This is a genomic window from Metabacillus bambusae, assembly GCF_017497975.1.
In the GTDB taxonomy this organism is placed as follows: Bacteria; Bacillota; Bacilli; order Bacillales; family Bacillaceae; genus Metabacillus; species Metabacillus bambusae.
Genome location: NZ_JAGDEL010000013.1, coordinates 13,698 through 35,701, shown reverse-complemented (window position 1 = coordinate 35,701; position 22,004 = coordinate 13,698). Strand labels below are relative to the sequence as shown.

21 protein-coding genes are annotated in these 22,004 nt (G+C 37.2%); 16 read left to right on the top strand and 5 right to left on the bottom strand.

The window, feature by feature from the left end; translation table 11 throughout:
* Positions 1-115 precede the first annotated feature (115 nt).
* The 4 genes from I7822_RS16750 (at position 116) to I7822_RS16735 (ending at position 2,950) form a co-directional block, all read left to right on the top strand.
* Positions 116-721, top strand: a complete 606-nt coding sequence (locus I7822_RS16750) for a bifunctional transcriptional activator/DNA repair enzyme AdaA (RefSeq protein WP_207980258.1) — start codon at positions 116-118, stop codon at positions 719-721.
* 1 nt (position 722) lies between these two features.
* Positions 723-1,235: a methylated-DNA--[protein]-cysteine S-methyltransferase gene (locus I7822_RS16745; protein ID WP_207980257.1), complete on the top strand. Its 513-nt coding sequence runs from the start codon at positions 723-725 to the stop codon at positions 1,233-1,235.
* Between the two features lie 92 nt (positions 1,236-1,327).
* Positions 1,328-1,798: a Cys-tRNA(Pro) deacylase gene (ybaK, locus tag I7822_RS16740; protein ID WP_207980256.1), complete on the top strand. Its 471-nt coding sequence runs from the start codon at positions 1,328-1,330 to the stop codon at positions 1,796-1,798.
* Between the two features lie 306 nt (positions 1,799-2,104).
* Entirely contained in the window at positions 2,105-2,950 is an 846-nt protein-coding gene (locus I7822_RS16735; RefSeq protein ID WP_207980255.1) for an aldo/keto reductase, read from the top strand.
* A 138-nt stretch (positions 2,951-3,088) separates the two neighbouring features.
* Here the strand turns inward: I7822_RS16735 and I7822_RS16730 are convergent, their stop codons facing one another.
* Positions 3,089-3,937 carry an AraC family transcriptional regulator gene (locus I7822_RS16730; protein WP_207980254.1) on the bottom strand — a complete coding sequence of 283 codons (849 nt, stop codon included), beginning with the start codon at positions 3,935-3,937 and terminating at the stop codon, positions 3,089-3,091.
* Between the two features lie 124 nt (positions 3,938-4,061).
* On the opposite strand from I7822_RS16730, the gene I7822_RS16725 reads away from it, so the two are divergent.
* The 3 genes from I7822_RS16725 to I7822_RS16715 all read left to right on the top strand — a co-directional run bounded on the left by I7822_RS16725 (position 4,062) and on the right by I7822_RS16715 (position 7,679).
* On the top strand, positions 4,062-5,057 hold the full coding sequence (locus I7822_RS16725; RefSeq protein WP_207980253.1) for a Gfo/Idh/MocA family protein: 996 nt from the start codon (positions 4,062-4,064) through the stop codon (positions 5,055-5,057).
* Positions 5,058-5,076: 19 nt separating this feature from the next.
* Positions 5,077-6,018 (top strand): aldo/keto reductase, encoded by a 942-nt coding sequence (locus tag I7822_RS16720; RefSeq protein ID WP_207980358.1) that lies wholly within the window; start codon positions 5,077-5,079, stop codon positions 6,016-6,018.
* Between the two features lie 245 nt (positions 6,019-6,263).
* On the top strand, positions 6,264-7,679 hold the full coding sequence (locus tag I7822_RS16715; protein WP_207980252.1) for a HEAT repeat domain-containing protein: 1,416 nt from the start codon (positions 6,264-6,266) through the stop codon (positions 7,677-7,679).
* Between the two features lie 16 nt (positions 7,680-7,695).
* Here I7822_RS16715 and I7822_RS16710 read toward each other — a convergent pair whose 3' ends face one another.
* From I7822_RS16710 to I7822_RS16700, 3 genes are all read right to left on the bottom strand, one after another.
* Positions 7,696-8,535, bottom strand: coding sequence for an AraC family transcriptional regulator (locus I7822_RS16710; RefSeq protein ID WP_207980251.1), 840 nt, complete (start codon positions 8,533-8,535; stop codon positions 7,696-7,698).
* A 156-nt stretch (positions 8,536-8,691) separates the two neighbouring features.
* Positions 8,692-8,871: a hypothetical protein gene (locus I7822_RS16705; RefSeq protein WP_207980250.1), complete on the bottom strand. Its 180-nt coding sequence runs from the start codon at positions 8,869-8,871 to the stop codon at positions 8,692-8,694.
* Between the two features lie 218 nt (positions 8,872-9,089).
* A complete protein-coding gene (locus I7822_RS16700) occupies positions 9,090-9,275 on the bottom strand; it encodes a hypothetical protein (protein ID WP_207980249.1) in 186 nt (61 codons plus the stop codon).
* Between the two features lie 371 nt (positions 9,276-9,646).
* On the opposite strand from I7822_RS16700, the gene I7822_RS16695 reads away from it, so the two are divergent.
* A complete protein-coding gene (locus I7822_RS16695) occupies positions 9,647-9,979 on the top strand; it encodes a DUF1904 family protein (RefSeq protein ID WP_207980248.1) in 333 nt (110 codons plus the stop codon).
* Positions 9,980-10,256: 277 nt separating this feature from the next.
* On the opposite strand, the gene I7822_RS16690 is transcribed toward I7822_RS16695, so the two are convergent.
* Positions 10,257-10,448 (bottom strand): hypothetical protein, encoded by a 192-nt coding sequence (locus I7822_RS16690; protein WP_243459509.1) that lies wholly within the window; start codon positions 10,446-10,448, stop codon positions 10,257-10,259.
* A gap of 177 nt (positions 10,449-10,625) precedes the next feature.
* Between I7822_RS16690 and I7822_RS16685 the strand changes: the two genes are divergently transcribed.
* From I7822_RS16685 to I7822_RS16650, 8 genes are all read left to right on the top strand, one after another.
* Entirely contained in the window at positions 10,626-11,303 is a 678-nt protein-coding gene (locus tag I7822_RS16685; protein ID WP_207980247.1) for a FadR/GntR family transcriptional regulator, read from the top strand.
* A gap of 214 nt (positions 11,304-11,517) precedes the next feature.
* Positions 11,518-12,471, top strand: a complete 954-nt coding sequence (locus tag I7822_RS16680) for a U32 family peptidase (RefSeq protein WP_207980246.1) — start codon at positions 11,518-11,520, stop codon at positions 12,469-12,471.
* Between the two features lie 47 nt (positions 12,472-12,518).
* A complete protein-coding gene (gene gucD, locus I7822_RS16675) occupies positions 12,519-13,985 on the top strand; it encodes an alpha-ketoglutaric semialdehyde dehydrogenase GucD (RefSeq protein WP_207980245.1) in 1,467 nt (488 codons plus the stop codon).
* Between the two features lie 203 nt (positions 13,986-14,188).
* On the top strand, positions 14,189-16,393 hold the full coding sequence (locus I7822_RS16670) for a dihydroxy-acid dehydratase domain-containing protein (RefSeq protein ID WP_207980244.1): 2,205 nt from the start codon (positions 14,189-14,191) through the stop codon (positions 16,391-16,393).
* Between the two features lie 307 nt (positions 16,394-16,700).
* Complete coding sequence (locus I7822_RS16665) at positions 16,701-17,618, top strand: proline dehydrogenase family protein (protein WP_307847788.1); 918 nt, start codon at positions 16,701-16,703, stop codon at positions 17,616-17,618.
* A 295-nt stretch (positions 17,619-17,913) separates the two neighbouring features.
* Complete coding sequence (pruA, locus tag I7822_RS16660) at positions 17,914-19,461, top strand: L-glutamate gamma-semialdehyde dehydrogenase (protein ID WP_207980242.1); 1,548 nt, start codon at positions 17,914-17,916, stop codon at positions 19,459-19,461.
* A 116-nt stretch (positions 19,462-19,577) separates the two neighbouring features.
* Complete coding sequence (gene putP, locus I7822_RS16655) at positions 19,578-21,041, top strand: sodium/proline symporter PutP (protein WP_207980241.1); 1,464 nt, start codon at positions 19,578-19,580, stop codon at positions 21,039-21,041.
* Between the two features lie 411 nt (positions 21,042-21,452).
* Positions 21,453-22,001, top strand: a complete 549-nt coding sequence (locus I7822_RS16650) for a ribonuclease FAU-1 family protein (RefSeq protein ID WP_207980240.1) — start codon at positions 21,453-21,455, stop codon at positions 21,999-22,001.
* The last annotated feature ends 3 nt before the right edge of the window (positions 22,002-22,004 follow it).

The window sequence follows — 22,004 nt, the reverse complement described above, 5'->3', positions numbered from 1 at the left end:
AGGCCTTCACCATATATCAGCATCTGTTAGGACGTATTTCAATATCTTGCTTTTCTATTCTAAGAAACGTACATTCCACCTAAATAGAGGATATAATCTTAGGAGAGGTGAAAAAATGACGAGCAAAAATTACGAAGACCTTCATGATGATCGAAAATCTGTTGGAAGAATATCAGGTGAAAAATGGCAGGCAATCATAACCAATGATGTTGCATATAATAATCAATTTTTCTACGCTGTTAAGACAACGGGGATATTCTGTAAGCCGTCATGCAAATCACGTATTCCTAAAAAAGAAAATGTGTGTATTTTTCAAACCGCAGAACAAGCTATTGCAGCAAGCTATCGTCCTTGTAAAAGATGCAAACCAACGAATGAAAGATTACCTGATAATGACTGGGTAGCGCTAATCACAGATTATATTGACAAGAATTATCATGAAAAGCTAACTTTGGAGACACTGGCTGATACTAGTCATGGTAGCCCATATCATTTGCATCGGACATTTAAAAAAATAAAAGGAATTACACCTGTTGAATATACCCAGCAAGTTAGAATAAATACGGCCAAAAGATATTTGCATCATTCAGAACGCACGGTTTCGGATATTGCCATGATAGTAGGGATTCCGAATACCCCATACTTTATTACCTTATATAAAAAATTAACCGGATATACACCATTACAATATCGCCAGTTAATGAAAAAGGAGGGATTGTAAAGTGAATACAGAAAATAAGCCAACAATTTATTGGGCATTGCTTCATCATAAAGAATGGAAGGTTTATCTAGCTGCCACATCGAAAGGACTTTGCTACGTAGGTTCGCAGAATATGCCAGTCGATGAATTAATAGTATGGGCTAAGAAACGCTTTCCTGGAAGTCTGCTTACTCAAGATCATGAAAAGCTTAAGCCGTATGTAAACGAATTAATTGAGTATTTTGAAGGGGAACGGAAGAGCTTTACGGTGCCATTTGATTACCATGGGACAGAATTTCAAATAGCCGTATGGAAGGCACTTTGTGAAATTCCATATGGGGAAACTATTGCCTATTCAGATATAGCAAATTCAATCAATAAACCAGCTGCTGTACGTGCAGTCGGAGCGGCAATAGGAGCGAATCCAGTGTTAATTTCAATCCCTTGTCATCGTGTTGTTGGAAAGAATGGAAAGCTTACTGGCTATCGTGGTGGATTGGAAATGAAGACAAAGCTCCTTGAGTTGGAGAGGTAAAGTATGTGATTCATTCGGTAAATCAACATTATGTGAGCCACAAGGACTTGAGCCAAAATCTTTTAACGTTAAGATGAAGAGGATGATGATTTATGAGCAATAAAACAAATGCAATAAGAATGCTAGATAAGCAAAAAATAGTATACGATATTTTGACGTATGATGCAGGCGATGGAATGATAAATGGAACAGCAGTAGCTGAGAAAATAAACAGATCACAGGAAGTGGTCTTTAAAACCTTAGTTGCTTACCGAGAAAAAAGTCTGTATGTCTTTGTAATTCCTGTAGCTGAGGAGCTTGATCTAAAAAAAGCCGCAAAAGCAGCAGGTGAAAAGAAGTTAGAAATGCTGCCAGTAAAAGAGCTTCAAAAATGGACGGGATATATTCGTGGAGGTTGTTCTCCTGTAGGTATGAAAAAGAACTATCCAACGTTCATTGATCGTCGTGCCAACGGATTAAATAAGATCATTGTTAGTGCTGGTAAGATAGGTGCGCAGATCGAAATTGAGCCTCAGTTGCTTGCAGAATGTGTTGCAGCGAAGTTTATTGAATTAACGAAATAAGACCTATGTCAGAGTACAAAGGTCTATTAACGGATAATATTTTCACTTTTTAAGTATAGTTGTAGTGGCAGGTCAATAAAGAAATTTGCCGAGTCTAGATAAAGATTATTGTAATTGAAAAAACCATTAGTCATTGAAAGCCTCAGATTAACTGGACAATTCAACAATCGGTTGCTACCGCGAGCCAAATTTCTATAGTCTAGTAATTGTAATGTCTATACTTTATTCCTCTCAAAAGTTCCAAAACTATGTAATACATCCAGAATTATGATAATCTTAAAATATTATTGAAAGGAGTGGTTGGTTGTGGACAAGTTAGTTCCTGAAATAACACTTAATGATGGTGTTACTTTGCCGGTTATAGGTTTGGGTACTTATTCACTTAAGGGTAATCAAGGTGCAAATTCTATACAAAGTGCTATTGATGATAAAGGCTATCGACTAATTGATTCAGCTTATAATTATGAAAATGAAGGCACTGTAGGTGAAGCCATTAGACGTAGTTCTGTGCCAAGAGAAGAATTAAGAATTACATCCAAATTACCGGGACGCTACCAGGAGTATGAAAAAGCTGTTACTACCATTCAAGAATCCTTATATCGTGCAAATCTAGATTATTATGATTTATATCTCATTCACTGGCCTAACCCTAAACAAGATCATTATGTGGAAGCTTGGCAAGCGTTAATTGACGCTAAAAAGCAGGGGCTTATTCGTTCAATTGGTGTTTGTAATTTTTTACCTGAACATATTGAGCGTTTAGAAAATGAAACAGGCGTTAAGCCGAGTATAAACCAAATCGAATTACATCCATTTTTTAATCAAGCTGAGCAAAGAAAATGGCATGAAAAGAATAATATTATGACACAATCCTGGAGTCCTTTAGCTCGAGCTAAGGAAGTCTTAGAAAATAACACTCTTCAACAGATTGCCAACGATCATAAAAAGTCTATTTCACAGGTTATTTTACGTTGGCATTATCAACTCGGGGCCATTGTCATACCTAAATCTTCATCTCCTACTAGACAACTTGAAAATATATCAATTTTTGACTTTTCCCTAGATGAAGTAGAAATGAGCCTTATTTCTAAATTATCTCGATCTGATGGCAGAATTAACAATCAAGATCCTGCTATATATGAAGAATTTTAGGCTATTAGATTGTTATTAACCTTTCTTTAAGAAAGCCTCTTTAACAAGTTGTGGCGTATTTTTAGAGTTAATAAATCCCAATTTCTAACTTGTGATAATGAGAGATTGGGATTTTTATAATATTCAACACCAAGCGCCTTACTCGATAGTTTTATGATGAAACAGCTGACGATACTCTGTAGGGGTCTTACCTTCCTGTTCTAAAAATCGTTTATTAAAATAACTAATACTTGGATAGCCTGCCTTTAAAGCAATTTCCTTTATCGTCATCTCTTTATTGTCTAACAACCATTGCTTACTCAACTGAAGTCGACATAACGTAATAAACGCCATTGGTGTCATTTGTGTAGCGCGTTTGAATAATCGGCAAAAATAATAGGTGCTCACACCAGCTTGTTCTGCCCAGTAATCCAATTCAAATGGTTCACATGCTTTTCTCTGCATTAATGGCAGCAAAGGGTGAATGCGATCATCTAACTCTTGTCTTCTATCAGACGTTCTTGGCACTGTACTTGTAATGAACTCCATCAAAAACGTGTAAGTTAGCGTTGATAATCGAGACAAATGTAAAAAACTATTCTTCTCTGCTTCGATGAGAAGTTGTTCGTGGGCTTCCTCTAATGGTCGAATATGTTGTACATTCCAAAGTGAATAACGATGAAAACCTCTCTCAGATAAAAATTGATTAAGAATACTCCCATAAAAATGAATCCAGCGAATATCCCAAGGATCATTTTTGCTGCTATAATACCGCTGTTCCTGCATCGGAAAATATAAAAAAGCGTCTCCACGTTTTAATGAAAATTGCTTACCTTCGATCTCAACAAATCCAGATCCTGATAAAACAAAATGAATACTAAAATTATTAAGTGTGCCTACTTTTCGATCTACCTCATGTTCGGGTGCATCCCTATACCATCCGATTGATTCGGGAAGGACCATATATTCGTGGTCATTTAATGTTGGTAATAAGTATTGTCTAAGCATTAGTAATCACTCTTTCATAGCAATATTCTTTTATATGTAGAGCAATAAGATTCTATTTTTATTTTAATACTAGTCTTATATAATGACAATATAGTATTAAGTTAACAAAAAGGAGAGGAACGGAATGGAGAAGATTCGTTGGGGGATCATTGGATGTGCAGGTATTGCAAAGCGAGCTGTTATACCTGGTATTCAACAATCTGAAACAGGGGAAGTCTCTGCGATTGCAAGTCGTGGACTAGAAAAAGCAAAGCAAACTGCAGAAGAATTGAATATTCCAACTGCTTATGGGAGTTATGAGGAGTTACTTGCTGATCCAAATATTGATGGCGTTTACATTCCGCTACCAAACCACTTACATAAAGAATGGGCGATTCGTGCAGCAGAAGCAGGAAAACATGTATTATGTGAAAAGCCTTTAGCAATCAATGCAAGTGAAGCAGGGGAAATGGTTGAAGCTTGTGAGAAAGCGGGCGTTGTTTTTGCTGAAGCATTTATGTATCGTTATCACCCTCGATATACAATGATTCAGGACATTATCAAATCCGGTGAAATTGGTGAGCTGCGTGGCATCCATGGAAACTTTACCTTTAATAATTCCAAAGACATGGGGAATGTTCGTTATAAGCAAGAATGGGGAGGCGGATCCTTATATGATGTTGGTGTCTACCCAATAAGTGTAGCGCGTATGCTGTTGGATCAAGAACCACAAGCAGCCACTGTACATGCTTTATTTTCTGAAGAGCATGACAATGTAGACATGATGGCATCGGGAATACTTGAGTTTGATAAGGGTGTGGCACTAACCTTTGACTGTGGAATGTGGGCAGCATTTAGAAATAATCTTGAGATTCTTGGTACAGAAGGCAGAATTGAGGTTCCTTCAGCATTTGTTGTTAATCAGGACGAAACAGACAATTTTTATGTGTTTACAAATGGTGGAAGAAGAGAAGTGGAAGTCCCACGTTTGAATCAATATGCTTTACAAGCAGATGCACTAGGAAGAAGTATTCGAACTGGAGAGCCGCTTCCTTTTCCTGCAACAGATGCAATCCATAATATGAAGGTTCTTGATGCTTGTTTAACATCGGCGAAAGAACGTCGTCGTGTAGAAATTTAAATAACAGGAGGAATGCATGATGAAGACGATTACGATTCCAGGCTTAGCAAAACCAGTAACAACGCTTATTCAAGGTTCTGACTATTTTAGACCAAGTGTTTATGATAAGGTTTGTAGTGTATTAGATCGGTATTTTGCGATAGGTGGAAACACTATTGACACCGCACATATTTACTGTGGTGGTGAAAGTGAAGTTGCAATCGGACAATGGATGAAAGATCGCAATAATCGCGAGGATGTGGTGATTCTAACGAAAGGTGCTCATCACGATCAAAACGGTCCTCGAGTAAATGCTGAGGCAATTTCAGAAGATTTATTCGAAAGCTTAGAACGCTTAGGAACCGATTATATCGATTTATATGCCTTACATCGTGATGATCCTTCAGTTCCAGTTAGCGTGATTATCGATGCATTAAATGAACATATCAAAGCGGGACGCATCAACGCAATTGGTGGATCAAACTGGACTGTACAAAGATTACAAGAAGCAAATGAATATGCTGCTGCAAACGGCTTAATTGGCTTTACCTTCAGCAGTCCAAATCTTAGCTTAGCAAAGGCAAAAGAACCATTCTGGGCTGGCTGTGTTTCTGCTGATGCATCTGATTGTGCATGGCATGAAGAACATCAGCTTCCAATTCTCTCCTGGTCTTCTCAAGCAAGAGGCTTCTTCACAGGACGTTTTACGCCTGAGGATCGCAGCAATGAAGATTTGGTACGTGTATTCTACAGTGATGAAAACTGGGAACGTTTACGTCGTGCAGAACAATTAGCAAAAGAAAAGGGTGTCAGCACGATCCAAATCGCTCTTGCTTATGTGCTTAATCAACCGTTTCCAACTTGTGCCCTTATTGGTGCTCAAAACGAAGAGGAATTACTATCTTGTGATGAAGGATCCAATATAGTCTTGACACAAGAAGAATTAAACTGGTTAGAACATGTTGAAAAAAGTGTTCGTTAGGTAGTTTACTATTAAAAAGAATCAGGTGTTTTCCTCTATTAGGGGTAGCACCTGATTCTTTTATATTTTAGGAAAACTTTGTAATTGTTAGACCTATACAGGTTGTTTTCTTCAAAAAAAAATACTTAGGCGAAAACACCTTAGTTTTGTGCAAATTTAAATGAGTTTCGTCTATGTTTTTACAGAACTACCTCTTTTATAATAATCATGAAGTTTCAACTAACGATAAGAGGAGGGAATATGGGATGGAAAGACAAAGTAAACCACTTTTATTAACAGATGAACAGATGAGAAAGTTTATTACTGAAGGATTTCTCATATTAAAAACCGATTTTTCTAAGGGGTTTCATGAAAAGTTAAATGATCAGTTATTGAATGTTTACGAAGAGGAAGGTAATCCTGGAAATAATTTATTACCTAGGGTAACTGAACTCCAAAGAGTATTTGAACACCCAGTAATTACTGGTGCACTTACAAGTGTACTTGGACCTGATTACATGCTGCATGCACATCGACATGGACATTATAATGCTTCAGCAGTAGCTGGTGAATGGCATAAAGATAGCTATTGGGGATATAATCGTATAAGAAATCACCATCCATGGTGGGCGATGATCATGTATTTTCCACAGGATACACCAGTAGAATTAGGTCCAACGGGAATTCTGCCTGGTACGCAGAATTATGATTCGCGTGTATTTGAGGCTGACGAAATAGACCAAGAGGTAAAAGCATGTGGTGAAGCAGGAACGTTTGCCTTAATTCATTATGATATTTGGCATCGGGCAACACCAAATACACTAGGAAACCCTCGCTTTATGCTGAAGTTCGAATTTATGCGTACGCAAGCTCCGACAAAGCCAAGCTGGAACAATGTAGAAAGCGCGTGGAAGCTTCCCGAATCAACAAGCCCATTATTTGCTCAGCATGAGGTGATGTGGGAAGAAACATGGAATTGGTTAACTGGTAAAATTGGTAGCATGTCAGAGAAAGCAACGTACGATTCGAATTTTATTGAAAACAAGCTTAATGCTTTAGAGGATGACTATGAACCGGTAGCGCTGAATGCAGCATATGAACTTGCATGCTGTGGGAAGTATGGCGTGCAAAACCTATTATCGGCATTGCATCACGAAAATGCTAATGTGTCCCGACTTGCAGCATATGGATTATCAATAGCAGGTAAAGATGCGATACCAGGTTTAATTTTTGCATTGAGTAGTAGCCGTACGTCTACAGTGATACGTGCAATTTTTGCTCTAAGTGAACATAGACATTTGGCTGCAGAAGCTGTTCCTGCTTTAACTCAATTAGTTGAGCACCCTTCAGTCATTATACGTAGGTCCGTAACTGAAGCACTTGGTATGATTGGTACCCCAGCTAAAGAAATTGTCGCTGGGTTAACAAGATGCTTACAAGACCCAGACGCTCAAATTCGCTTTATGGCAGGACTCTCATTAACTCGAATCGGTGCTCCAGCAGATTCTGCAGTACCTCAATTGGAAGTTGCATTACAGGATGAAAATAGATATGTCCGTGCACATGCGGCAGAAGCCCTTCGTTATATAGGAACAGAGCAAGCAAACAAAGCTCTAATCACATTTTTATTTAACTCAAGATGGTGTCCTACTACCACACCTGCGAATACGTTTTATCCTTGATAGGTTTATGTGTTTGCTATAAGTTTATCTGAGATTTTTTCGCTAAATTTCGATAAGAAGTTGGGGAGAATCCAGTTAGTTCCTTAAACAATCGAGAAAAATAGTAAATTTCCATTCCAAGCGATTCTGAAATGTTAGAAACAGTAAGCTCACTTATGACTAATAACTCTTTGGCTTTCTCAATACGTCTTCGATTCATGTACTGTATGGGAGAATAGCCAGTGAATTGTTTGAAAACTGAAATAAAATAATTTGGATGGAAATTAGCTATTAGTGCTAAATCTTCTACAGATAAATTTCCATCCAAATGTTCTTCTATATATGTAAGAATGATATCCATTTTATTAAAGGAAGGAGATGTATCCACTTTGAATTGAATGTGATCACTTCTTTCAATAAACACCGCAATTATTTCCAATAATATTGAATGAACACGGAAATGGCTTGATAACTTGTCACATTGCCAATTGGAAATGAGTTGCTCGAATTTTTCCTTCAGTTCAAAATCATCTAGTTTACTAAATACCGGTGTCTTCATCAGCTGAAATAAATCAAAGTCCCCGATCTTAGCAGTGAAATGACACCAATATTTACCGAATGTATTGTCGCTGATTGTTCCATACGATTGCACAGAACTTGAAGGGAGCAAATAAAGTTCACCAGGTTTAGGATAGTACGTTTCATCATTTACTTTGACGAACCCCTCACCTTCCATTATGTAATAGAACTTATTAAAATCAGTAGTGTATTGATCCTCATTCCAAGTGGTAGGTACTTTCGTGTAAGCGGCAATTGAAATGTCCAACTGCACATTCGCAAGATATTTCCCCAAAAGCCTTCCTTTTTGAGTTTTCATATTTTCTATCCCTCGCTTTTTATTATCCTTTGTTGAATAGAAAAAGAGGACGACTCATTTCATTTGAGCCATCCTCGTTATCGTTTAGAACATCATTGGTTGGATACATACTAAGTTGATAGATTAGGAAGAAGGATATCCTAACTGAAAATTATATTAGAAAGCGTTTTCATAAATAACACCTTTAAATTTAATTTTTAAGGTTGAATTACTGTCTTGCTTTAAATGATTCTTAATATCCTTAATACGATTCACCGCATCCGTCATACCTGAAGCAACAATTTTATGTTCTCTTGTTTCATTACCTGTATCTATTAAAAAGACAAACTGTTTCATGCTGATTTCTCCTTAGATGTTTAATTACGTTTTGTTAATCCTATTATAAAATAAATCTATCAATTTGTGAAAGCGTTTTTTTAATTAATTGTGTACATATTGTGAATGCGTTTTCATCAACACTTTTAACAAGATAAATGAGTGAAAAAAACTACATTTGCTTCTACTAAAAAAGTTCTCCTTATAATAAAAGCAATAAGAAGAACCTTTGTCATCATTTAAAAAAGATAAACTGCGAATGCAATAACTACAGCAATTCCAAGAATAATATAAATCCATGAAAGACGAGAAATATTACCTTTTGTCGCGTGGTCGTAGTTATGATCACCTTTACCACCTAAAAAGACAGTTCCGACAAGAGCTAATAAACCGATAATAATGACCAACGTAATGGCTATGTTCATGGTATTCCCTCCCAAAAAAACGTTTGATATAAAATATATGATTATTCCTACTAAAAATAACTTATTAATAATTACGACTTAAATTTTGGCTTATCATTCTAACTTCATATTATATTAGTCCATTGTAAATTTCTATACTTCAATGAGGTAACGCCAATAAACTTTTTAAACATTTGAATAAAGTATGACGAATTATTTAAACCCACTTTTGAACCTAAAAATCAATTGGTAATATGGTTGTTTCGAGCATGTGAGATGCTCTTATAATTTACTGGATATTATAAAAACAGTTATACGGTCGCCTAGCTAAATCATGATATTATGATAGGGAATACATAATAATAAAAATGAACAAAATGGAGGAAAATCCCATGCCACATATCGTATTTCGCGGAATAAACATTCAACAATTAAAAAAAATCAGTAAACCACTAGTAGAAGAGCTAGCAGTCATTTGTGAATGTGGGTCAGATAATTTCACATTCGAGCTACCAAGCTCTGTGTTTGTTTTTAATGGTGAAGAAATCGAAGCATTCCCACTAATTGAAGTGAAGTGGTTTGAGCGTGGACAACATATACGTGATCGATTTGCCCATGCAGTAACAAACTACCTTCTCGAATTAGGTTTACCTGAAGTAGAAGTTGTCTTTACGGCTTATTCTGAAGAAGCGTACTATATTAATGGAAAGCACTGTGCTGAATAAATGTAATGACAGGACGGGCATCACTCATGAAAAAGGCCCAATAAGCTGTTATGCTTTTCATGAGTGATCATTAAGTAGATTAATTCAAGGAGGACACAATGACGAAGAGAATTCTCGCTGTAATATTAGGGGAAGAAGAGTTGCAAACAAAGCACTAGAAAGGCATTATAAAAAGTAAATAGTAATTACTGTCGCAAACTCTTAAATGGTCATGTTGAATTAATTAATAAAAATCACTATACAATAAATAAAAGCAACTCAATTGTCATTGCCTCCCTTAATAATCTTCAACTTCATTTTCAACGTATGCTTTCAGGTTTTGGTATAGTTCATCGAAAATGAGTTTACTTGTCCAACCTAATAATTTAGTTGTTATTTTATAAAAGATGTTACTCGGTATTAAGCTTGCTTCTACTATGAGTCTAGTTCCATGATACTCCCTAGATAGAAAATATTTCGAAATGCTCACACCTTCACCCAGTATATTATCCATAATCGAATCATTATTATGACAGTGAGATTACATTTGATGAATGTTCCAATAGACTGAAAAAATCACATGGAATAATATTGACATCTTTGTAAATAGATCATATCATTATGGTGAAAAGATACATATTGATATGATGAATAGAGGGGATGATCGTTGGAAAAGAGAAAGGTTTTTGATGAGACATTAGAACTTGTAATGGAGAGAATCAAGAATGGCATATGGAGACCAGGACAACGGTTACCAACACTTGTAAAGCTTACAGAGGAACTTAACGTTAGTACATCTACTTTACGTGAGGTCTTACGAATATTAGAAGATAAAAAAATCATTTCCATTGAACATGGTCGTGGAATATTTGTTCGGAAAGATATGATCTATTCTGAAAAAGCTCAAGAAAAAATAAGTACAGAATCCCTCTTTAAACTATTTGAAGCAAGGCTACTTTTAGAAACAGAATTTGCATATTTTGCAGCACAAAGAGCATTTATCCAAGAAATTGAAGAGATTTGTCATTCTGCTGAAAAAATTGCAAAACATATCGAAAGATTTGAAAGTTTTGCAGACGAAGATGTTTATTTCCACTTTTTAATCGCAAAAGCAGCACACAGTGACTACCTTTTTGACATGTTTAGATCACTTGAAACTCAACTACTAGAATCTCGTAAATATACAAATCTCATTCCAGGTGCAATTGAAAAAGCAGCACAATACCACTTAATGATTGCGCAAGCTATACGTGATCGTGACCCTGATCGTGCAAAATTACTCATGAAATCACATCTAAATGATACTATTTCCGATATTAACTTTGGCGGAAAACCATCTGTTTAAAGGTAATTAACTTGAATCAGGACAGGTCAATCGTAGTAATGACCTGATCTTGTTTTCTCATCACAAAAATACAGAAAATTTCTCATTACCAGAATTGTATTCATACCGTAAAAAAGAAATTTCTTTTACCAATCAAATGTAAGCGATTCCATAATTAGTGGAATCTATTAAACTATTTAAAAAAAAGAGAAATCATAAAAGGAGTGTAAAAAAAATGAACGCGTCAAAAGACTTTCTTGCATCATTAGGTTTTGCATCTGGTGATTTATACGATCTGCCAACTTCAACAAAGCGTTTTCCAGATGGTGCACAATATCGAATCGAAATTCCTAGTGTTGAGGGACCAAGAGCACTTGAGGCAACACTTGAGGAAATAGAACGCCTAAATTTAACGGTACATCGTGTGTCACAAGGAAGTGGCATCATGCTCTTAACAGATGATGAAATTAAAGAGATGTGTGAGATGAGTGCTCAAAAACAAATGGAATTAAGCTTGTTTGTTGGACCTCGTGGCACTTGGGATATTAGTGCACAGCCATTAACAAGTGCAGGAAAAGTAGTAGCATTACGCCATGAAGGTGCTGATCAACTGGTCTATGCAATGGAAGATTTAAAGCGTGGAGCAGAGTTAGGTTTACGAGGAGCTTTGGTTGCTGATGAAGGGTTATTGTTATTAACAAAGGAAATGAAAAAGCAAGGGATCCTGCCGCAAGACTTTGTTGTGAAAGTTTCCGTACAAATGATGGCCTCAAATCCAGTGTCAATTAAAATAATGCAGGATTTAGGAGCTGACACGTATAACGTGCCAACTGCTCTAACTCTTCCAAAATTAGCGGCAATCAGACAAGCGATTGATATACCTATTGATCTTTATGTTGAAGTTCCAGATAATTTTGGCGGATTTATTCGCCATTATGAAATCCCAGAATTTATCCGAGTCTTAGCACCTGTTTATATAAAATTTGGATTGCGTAATCATCCTGACGTATATCCATCAGGAACTCATCTTGATTCAACAAATATTGCATTATGTAAGGAGAGAGTACGCAGAGCACAACTAGGTATGCAAGTCATTGAGCGCTATTGTCCAGATGCAATCATGTCCAAACCAGGTGCAGAAGGACTAGGAATCCCTGCAGTTAGTGAAAATGCTACATTTAGAGGTTAATAAATTATTAAATAAATAAATTTATAAACATACGGAAGGTGATTAAAATGACAACATTAGCAGACGTGAAAACATATTTAAATTACATTAATGGAAGTTGGGTGCCGTCTACAACAGAGCAAGTAAGTGCGAGCATTAATCCTGCAAATAAGAACGAAATTGTCGGATATGTGCAAACATCTGATATAGAAGATTTAGATAAAGCTGTAGCAGTAGCTAAACAGGCACAAGGTAGTTGGAGAAAGCTATCTGCACCTGCAAGAGGTGAGTTTCTCTTTAAAATTGCTAATGCGATTGAAGCTCGTATTGACGAAATCGCAGAAACGATGACAAAGGAAATGGGCAAGACATTACCAGAAGCGAAAGGGGAAACAGTTCGTGGTGTTGCCATTCTCCGTTATTACGCTGGTGAGGGAATGCGTAAAGTCGGCGATGTGATTCCATCAACAGATAGTGAAGCATTAATGTTCACAAGCCGTGTACCACTTGGTGTTGTCGGTGTAATTACACCATGGAATTTCCCGGTAGCCATTCCAATTTGGAAAATGGCACCTGCTCTTGTTTATGGAAACACAGTCGTATTTAAACCAGCGCAAGAGACAGCCGTTACAGCAGCTAAAATCATTGAATGCTTTGATGAAGCAGGCTTGCCAAACGGTGTTGTGAATATGGTAACTGGAAAAGGTACTGTGATTGGGCAAGGAATCAGTGATCATCCAGATATTAATGGAATTACCTTTACTGGCTCTGACAGTGTCGGAAAACGTGTTGGTCAAGCAGCATTAGCACGCGGTGCAAAATATCAACTTGAAATGGGTGGGAAAAATCCAGTAATTGTAGCAGCAGATGCTGATATAGATCTAGCAGTAGAGGCTACAATTAGCGGTGGTCTACGCTCAACAGGACAAAAATGTACGGCAACCAGCCGCGTCATTGTACAGAAGGAAATCTATGATGAATTTAAAGAGAAATTAGTGGCGAAAGTTAAAGAGATAACAGTTGGAGACGGATTACATGAGGGAATCTGGATGGGACCTTGTGCAAGTGAAAGCCAACAAAACATTGTTCTTTCTTACATTGAAAAAGGGATAAATGAAGGTGCTACGGTCCTTTGTGGTGCAAAGAAACCAGAAGGTCCTGAATTTGAAGATGGTTTTTACGTTGAGCCAACAATCTTTGAAGATGTCACATCAAACATGATTATTGCACAAGAAGAGATATTTGGCCCTGTATTAGCATTAATCAAAGTTGATTCGATAGAAGAAGCTCTACAAGTTGCAAACGATGTTCAATTTGGCCTAAGTGCGTCAATCTTTACAACTAATATCGGAAACATGCTTTCATTTATCAATGATATTGAGGCTGGTCTCGTTAGAATTAATGCAGAGTCTGCAGGTGTAGAATTACAAGCACCATTCGGTGGAATGAAGCAATCCAGCTCCCACTCACGTGAACAAGGCCAAGCAGCAATCGAGTTTTTTACTTCTATTAAAACAGTGTTTGTGAAAGGGTGAAGATGTTTGATTGGATTGTTTGGGGACAGTCCCTACGCCTTGTAGGGGGACAGTCCCCAAACCGCAACTCCTAAACCATAAATAGAGGGATATCCCCTACATGTAAGGAAAATGGCCCTATATAAAGTTATTACCATAAAAAGAGGGACAGTCCCCACACTCAAATGAGGGACTGTCCCCCACAAAGGGAGGATTTCAAAAAAATGTCAGTAAAGTATCCATATATCAACAATAGCATTAACCCTTACCGCGACAATGTGCAGGGGAAGGCAAATGAGCCGATTTGTGTTGCTGGTTTGCTAGATCGTTCCAAGCAAATTTTAGGCGCAACGTACGAAGGTAATAAGCCTGATTGGACATTAGAAGAGGTGTATAATCGTTTACACGAGAATGCACCTAGGATAGCCATTATCGGGGGATCGTCTGACCATCCTGCACATATTATGGATTTTCAAACCTCTGCTCGAGCGGCTATTCGTATTTGGCAAAATGGCGGCGTACCGTTTTATTTTTCAACTCCTGTTATGTGTGATGGAACGGCACAAAGCAATCAAGGGATGAGCTATTCACTTCAAAGTCGAAATGCTGTTGCACAAATGGTTGTCAACCAGCTTGAGGCACATAGTTATCATGGAGCTTTTGTGATTCAAGGCTGTGATAAACAACCTTTAGGAGTTGTCAGTGCGCTTGCTCATTTAGACCGGGTGAGAAAGGACCGCGGAGAAGCACCGTTTTTTGCAACCTTTGCTCCAGCACATGTCCTTCAGGGTGGAACAATACCAGAAATATTGTTTGCAGAGTTAGAAGAAGTTGCTAAACGAGCCGAATCACAAGGTGCAGAGGATATTGCATTCGACCTTCGCGATACAATGGCTTATATTTTACAGTGCTCTTCAAACACTGCGTTTCAAGGTGTCCTTCAACGAGCTAAGGAGCAGGGTTTTATTACACAGGCAGAGCATGATGAATATGAAAGACAGCTAGCGGTCCATACATGTGATGGTCAAGGTGGTGTGTGCGCATTTAATGGTACTGGTAATAGTTCACGACATCTTGTAGCAGGTATGGGGCTTGTTCATCCAGAGCTTGAACTGCTGGCAGCACCACCAACACAGGAACAAGTTAATAAATCAGTTGATAGTTTAGCAACGATGATTAATGATCCTGCATATGGTGTATCAAATATACTTGCGACTAATATTAAAAATGCCATTCGTATTCACAGTGCATCAGGTGGATCGACAAACCTCATGATGCATATCGTTGCAGCAATGCTTTATGGCGGATATAAGTTTAGTTTATGGGATTTGGATGAGATTCACCATGAAGTACCAATTCCAGATTTATTTAATTATAGCTTAACAGAAGGCAGAGATATTTTTGCATTAGCTACTCAATGCTGTTCCGGATCTAGCCGTGGGATGGAGACGCTTTTCCACGAATTGTTAGAAAATGGTGTACCAATGGATGTTAACGCACCTACGGTTACTGGCACAACATGGCTTGAGCGCTTATCAGATGAAACAGCAGCATTATCAGCTAAAAATGTAAGAGAAAATCCTATCATTTTATCAACTCCGAAACGTTCCTTTAGCGGTGTTGATGTCCTTAAAGGGAACTTTTTTGAAAGCGCTGTCGTAAAGATTAGCGGAATGACAACAAATCAGCTAAATGTGTTTGATAAAAAAGCAGCATTTGTGCTCTATTATGAAAATGAAGATGACGCAAATCAAAGTTTATTGAATAGTAAGCTCCTGGAGGAATTAAAGGATCAAAGAAGCTTTTCATATGAAAATATGATCGCGATGGTACGTCATAACACACCTGAGCTATATGAATCTTGTAAGCTTCTAGAATATAATGAATTATTTGAAGTGATGGTTAAGGAAGGTAGTTTAAAAATATCAATTATTATTTCTGGGCAGGGTCCAATTGCCTTTGGTATGCCAGAAATGTTTACACCGATGCAGCATATTAACGCAAACCGAAAATTAAAACGTCTCGCTACCTTAATTAGTGACGGTCGTTACTCTGGAGTCACATACGGTGCTGCGATTGGACATATGACACCAGAAGCAAAAGATGGAGGAGGCATTCTTTATTTACAAACAGGAGATCTCCTTTATCTAAATTTCCGTGGACACAGCATTGAGTTTCTAGATCAAGCAGCATTTCGTAACGGAGAGGTATGTTTCTCTTTTGACTCAATAAAATCAACTCGTCATGATCTTGGTGAAGAACGTCTATCAAGGATCAAGCAGCGCCAGAAGCTAATTGCAGCCAGCAATCGAATGCTTGGGCATACTGATGCAGCATACGGAGTTGTACCACTAGCAGTATCGATTGATGCTGATCTGGATTATCGCGTAGACGTTAGTATTCCTAATGAAAAACAAAAGAATAGTTAACTAGCACATAAACTAATAAAGAAGGTGGATTCTATTCATTTAGAGAATCCATCTTTTTTGTTTGTCAATCTATTGTTTAACGTAGCCTCAAGTGTGGAACAGTTATTATATAGAGCATTTATGAGTTTGAAAGTCTCTAAATCTAACACTTTAAAGCGTTTTCAATTCTATTGTGTTTTTTACACAATGAATGATCCAAATCTTTGTATTTCCGATACATTGTTACAAATTGTTCACAATTGTAAAATTATCAGTAAGAAAACATTATGAAACTCTTATTCATCTATATCCTTTGGGGGTGTATGCAGTGCAGGTTCTTACAAAAGATTTTTTCTTATATCTATCAAAAAACAAAGCGTTGAATCGAGCAGCCCAAAATTGGGGAGGGAATATTGCTGCTGGCAAAATTGTTGGTGGTCTAGATTTTCCTAGCTCAATTAAGTTTATTAAAGAGCTAAATGAGGAAGGCTTATCCGTTACAGTGGATCATTTAGGTGAGTTTGTAACAAGCTATGAGATTGCAAGAGAAAGAACAGATGAGTGCATTCAGACGATTGAGAATATCGCAGTTCAAGGTTTAGATTCACAAGTTTCATTAAAAATGACGTCATTAGGTTTAGATATCGATGAGAAACTTGTTTATGAAAATATGACAAGAATCCTTGATACCGCGGAAAAGCATAAAATAATGGTCACAATTGATATGGAAGATGAACAACGTTGTCAAAAAACACTTGATATTTTCAAAGACTTTAAACAACGCTACACCCATATAAGCACTGTTCTACAAGCTTATTTATATCGTACGGAAGATGATATGAAGGATTTAAATCAATACAAACCATTTCTCCGTCTTGTAAAAGGTGCATATAAAGAATCAGCTAAAGTTGCATTTCCTGATAAAGCGGATGTTGATGAAAATTACAAAAAAATTATTAAAATGCATTTATTAAATGGAAATTACACAGCCATTGCCACACATGATGATGCAATGATTGACTATACAAAAAAACTAGTAAAAGAACATCAAATCCCAACAACACAATTTGAGTTTCAAATGCTATATGGAATGCGCACGGTAACACAAAAGGAATTGGTCAAAGAGGGCTATAAAATGCGTGTTTATGTTCCATACGGGAATGATTGGTATGGGTATTTTATGAGACGACTTGCTGAGCGTCCATCAAATATTGCTTTTGCATTAAAAGGCATGACACAAAAATAAAGTGAGACTTCATTCAGTGGGGGGGGTATTTCATCCCCCACTGAATGGTAGCGAAACTTATCACGCTTAAAACGCCACGTCCTGTGGCTTCGCCTGACTTGGACATCCTGTCCTTCGTCGGATCTTTACGGGCAGTTTATCCTAATCTATCTCCATACTTCTTTAGATAGCTTGATACTTGAGGTGAAGGTCTACTGCCCGTTAAGAATGGGATAAAGTGAGACTTGTTTTTTTGAAGTGAAGTAATTACTGCCCATTAAGAATGGGCAAATCAAAATAGAAGGAGTCGATTGATATGACAACAGCTTACAAGCACGAACCATTTACTGATTTTAGTATTGAGGAAAACCGTATTGCGTTTGAAAAGGCACTTGCCAATGTAAATGAAATAATGGGAAAAGCTTATCCACTTGTGATAAATGGAGAAAAAATTTCAACAGAGGATAAAATTGTTTCGTATAATCCGGCTAATAAAGAAGAGGTTGTCGGTATTGTTTCGAAAGCAAAAAAAGAACATGCGTCCATGGCTATTCAAGCTGCAGCGGAGGCATTCGAAGAGTGGAGATATTGGAATCCAGAAGAAAGAGCGAACATTCTATTTAGAGCTGCGGCGATCATACGTCGTAAAAAGCATGATTTTTCTGCTCTGCTCGTTAAAGAAGCTGGTAAGCCATGGAATGAGGCTGATGCTGATACGGCTGAAGCAATTGACTTTTTGGAATACTATGGCCGCCAAATGATTGAATTAGCAAAAGGAAAGCCAGTGAATAGCCGAGAAGGTGAGATCAATAAATATATTTACACACCAACAGGAGTAACAGTTGTTATCCCACCATGGAATTTCTTATTTGCGATAATGGCAGGTACAACTGTTGCGCCAATTGTGACAGGAAACACAGTTGTTCTAAAACCTGCTAGTACTACCCCGGTAATTGCTGCTTTATTCGTTGAAGTGTTAGAAGAAGCAGGTTTACCGAAGGGTGTTGTAAACTTTGTTCCTGGTAGTGGGGCTGAAGTCGGCGACTATTTAGTAGATCACCCAAAAACAAGTATTATTACGTTTACAGGTTCTCGTGAAGTAGGTACTCGTATTTTTGAACGTGCTGCAAAGGTTCAACCAGGGCAAATGCATTTAAAACGCGTCATTGCTGAAATGGGTGGGAAAGATACAGTCGTTGTTGATAAGGACTGTGATTTAGAACTAGCAGCTCAATCCATTTTCGCTTCTGCGTTTGGATTTGCCGGTCAGAAATGCTCTGCAGGCTCTCGTGCGGTTGTTCATGCGGAAGTTTATGATCAAGTGCTTCAACGTGTTGTGGAAATTACAGAACAAAAAATTACTGGCAACCCAGAACATGCAGACACGTATATGGGTCCCGTTATTGACCAAGGCTCTTATGATAAAATTATGGATTACATTCGAGTTGGCGGGGAAGAAGGCCGCTTAATGAGCGGTGGTAAAGGTGATAATTCGAAAGGCTACTTTATCGAGCCAACGATCTTTGCTGATTTAGATCCGAACTCCCGCCTCATGCAGGAAGAAATCTTTGGCCCTGTTGTTGCATTTGCAAAGGCTAAAGACTTTGATGAGGCTCTAAAAATTGCAAACAACACTGAATATGGATTAACAGGTGCTGTCATTACAAAAAACAGACAACATATTGAGCGTGCAAAACATGAATTCCATGTAGGAAACTTATATTTTAATCGAAACTGTACAGGTGCAATCGTTGGTTATCACCCATTTGGCGGGTTCAAAATGTCTGGAACAGATTCAAAGGCAGGCGGTCCAGATTACTTAGCTCTTCATATGCAAGCAAAAACAATTAGTGAAATGCTGTAACCATTTTTTGATAGAAAGTAGATAAAAAAAACTGCTTTCTATTATTCTACTTTTGTAGTATATTTATACAATATTTTATATAAAAATTGGGGCAAAGTGGATGATGGGGGAATTAGATGGTTAATTTACAGTTAATTTTATCGATTTGTGTTTATATGGTTGGGATGCTTTTTATTGGTTATTATGCGTATAAACGTACTTCAAATCTTTCAGATTATATGCTTGGGGGACGTAATCTTGGTCCGGCAGTAACCGCATTAAGTGCAGGTGCTTCGGATATGAGTGGCTGGCTTATGATGGGCTTGCCTGGTGCGATGTATGCCACTGGTTTATCTGCTTCCTGGATTGTCATCGGTCTAACGTTGGGGGCATGGGCTAACTGGCTTTATGTTGCACCTAGGTTACGTACATATACTGAAATGGCAAATGATTCAATTACGATACCAGCATATTTAGAAAATCGTTTTAATGACACAACAATGATTCTGCGTTTATTTTCAGCAATCATTATCATCATCTTTTTCACCTTTTACGTTTCTTCTGGAATGGTATCAGGTGGGGTATTGTTTAATAGTATTTTAAATCTTGATTACCATACAGGTTTATGGATAATTACTGGGGTAGTTGTAGCCTATACATTATTTGGTGGGTTCTTGGCAGTTAGTTGGACTGATTTTGTGCAAGGAATTATTATGATTGTTGCATTAATATTAGTGCCGGTTGTGACTTTGCTTCACGTTGGCGGTCCAACAGTAGCTGTTACTGAAATTCGTTCGATTGATCTTGATTTGCTAGATATATTTCAAGGAACAAGTTTACTCGGTATTATTTCATTATTTGCCTGGGGTCTTGGATATTTTGGACAACCGCATATCATTGTCCGTTTTATGGCTATTACATCAGTAAAAGAAATAAAGAAGGCGCGTCGCATCGGAATGAATTGGATGATTTTTTCAAGTATCGGTGCAATGCTAACAGGTTTTCTCGGTATTGCGTTCTATTCAAAAGAAGGTATGAAAATCAGTGATCCTGAAACAATCTTTATTGAATTAGGAAATATTCTCTTCCATCCAATCATAACCGGCTTTTTAATTTCTGCCATTTTAGCTGCAGTTATGAGTACAATATCGTCACAATTACTAGTGACATCGAGCTCATTAACAGAAGACTTATACAAAACCTTTTTCCGCAGATCAGCGACTGATAAAGAATTAGTCTTCATGGGACGTTTATCCGTATTAGTTGTATCCATCCTAGCTTTATGCTTAGCATGGACTCAAAATAACACGATACTGGGTCTTGTAAGCTATGCTTGGGCTGGCTTTGGTGCTGCATTTGGACCTGTCATTATTTTAAGTTTATATTGGGGAAGAATGACAAAATGGGGCGCTCTTGCTGGGATGATTATAGGGGCGGTAACAGTTATTATTTGGTCAAAATTGGGGTTATCTGATGTGCTATACGAAATTATTCCAGGGTTTGCTGCTAGCCTTTTAGCTGTTTATATTGTGAGTTTACTAACTTCTAAGCCCTCTGTGCAGGTGAGTGAGAAGTTTAGTGAGTTTACAAAATCGATGTGAATGAAAAATGAATAATGTTAAATCAAGGCTCTGTTTGCGTAATAGCGAATAGAGCTTTTTTTCATGGAATAAGCACTTTGAAAATATAGGAATGATCAGAGTTTAAATAGAACTGTTTAAGTGAAAAATGTAAAAATTTTAGCAACTAAAAGGAGGGATAATTTGACTATAGCTTTGACACGTTTTCTTATAATGCAAATGATAAATTCATTCTGATGATGACTATAGATCTTTGTTGATGATCCCTATAACCCCGATTAACAAGAACTCCCACGATTATACGCGAATTGGAAGTGATGGATCGCGCTTTTTACGTTTTTAGGGACAATTACTTGATACTTTTATTGATGTTACAATTATTAAAAGCCATTTATCCAGGTGAAAGAACATTAGATAGGAGAAATGAAAGCAATGGTCAATTTAAGTACACCAACTTTGCAACGTTATAATCAAATGAAAGAGAGAAAAATACGGTACGACTCCACAGTTGTAGAACATAGTTGTCTAGTGATAGATGCAAAGAATCAAAATATCGTGCTTTTTCATAAAATAGTAGATTCCTTTACAATGAAAGCAAATAAAACAAAATTAACTATACCTAAAGGTAGTTATACAATTGCATATTACTGGAGAGATCGTCCATATAATTTGTACATCTGGAGAGATAATAGAGGAAATTATTTAGGTGCTTATTTTAATATTGTGAAAAATACTTATATGACTGATCATTTTGTATCTTTTGAGGATTTAATTATTGATATAATGGTTCTCCCTAGTGGAGACTACTTTATTTTAGACGAGGATGAGTTACCTGAGCCATTAGATCGTTTTGAAAATGGGTCTGTTCAACATACTCTAAACTTATTAACAGATACGATTGATATTTTTCTATCCAAAGTTATTTCGGAAACTGAGAAAACCTATAGTCATGAAGAACTCCTTCCTTGGCTAAATAAATAACAG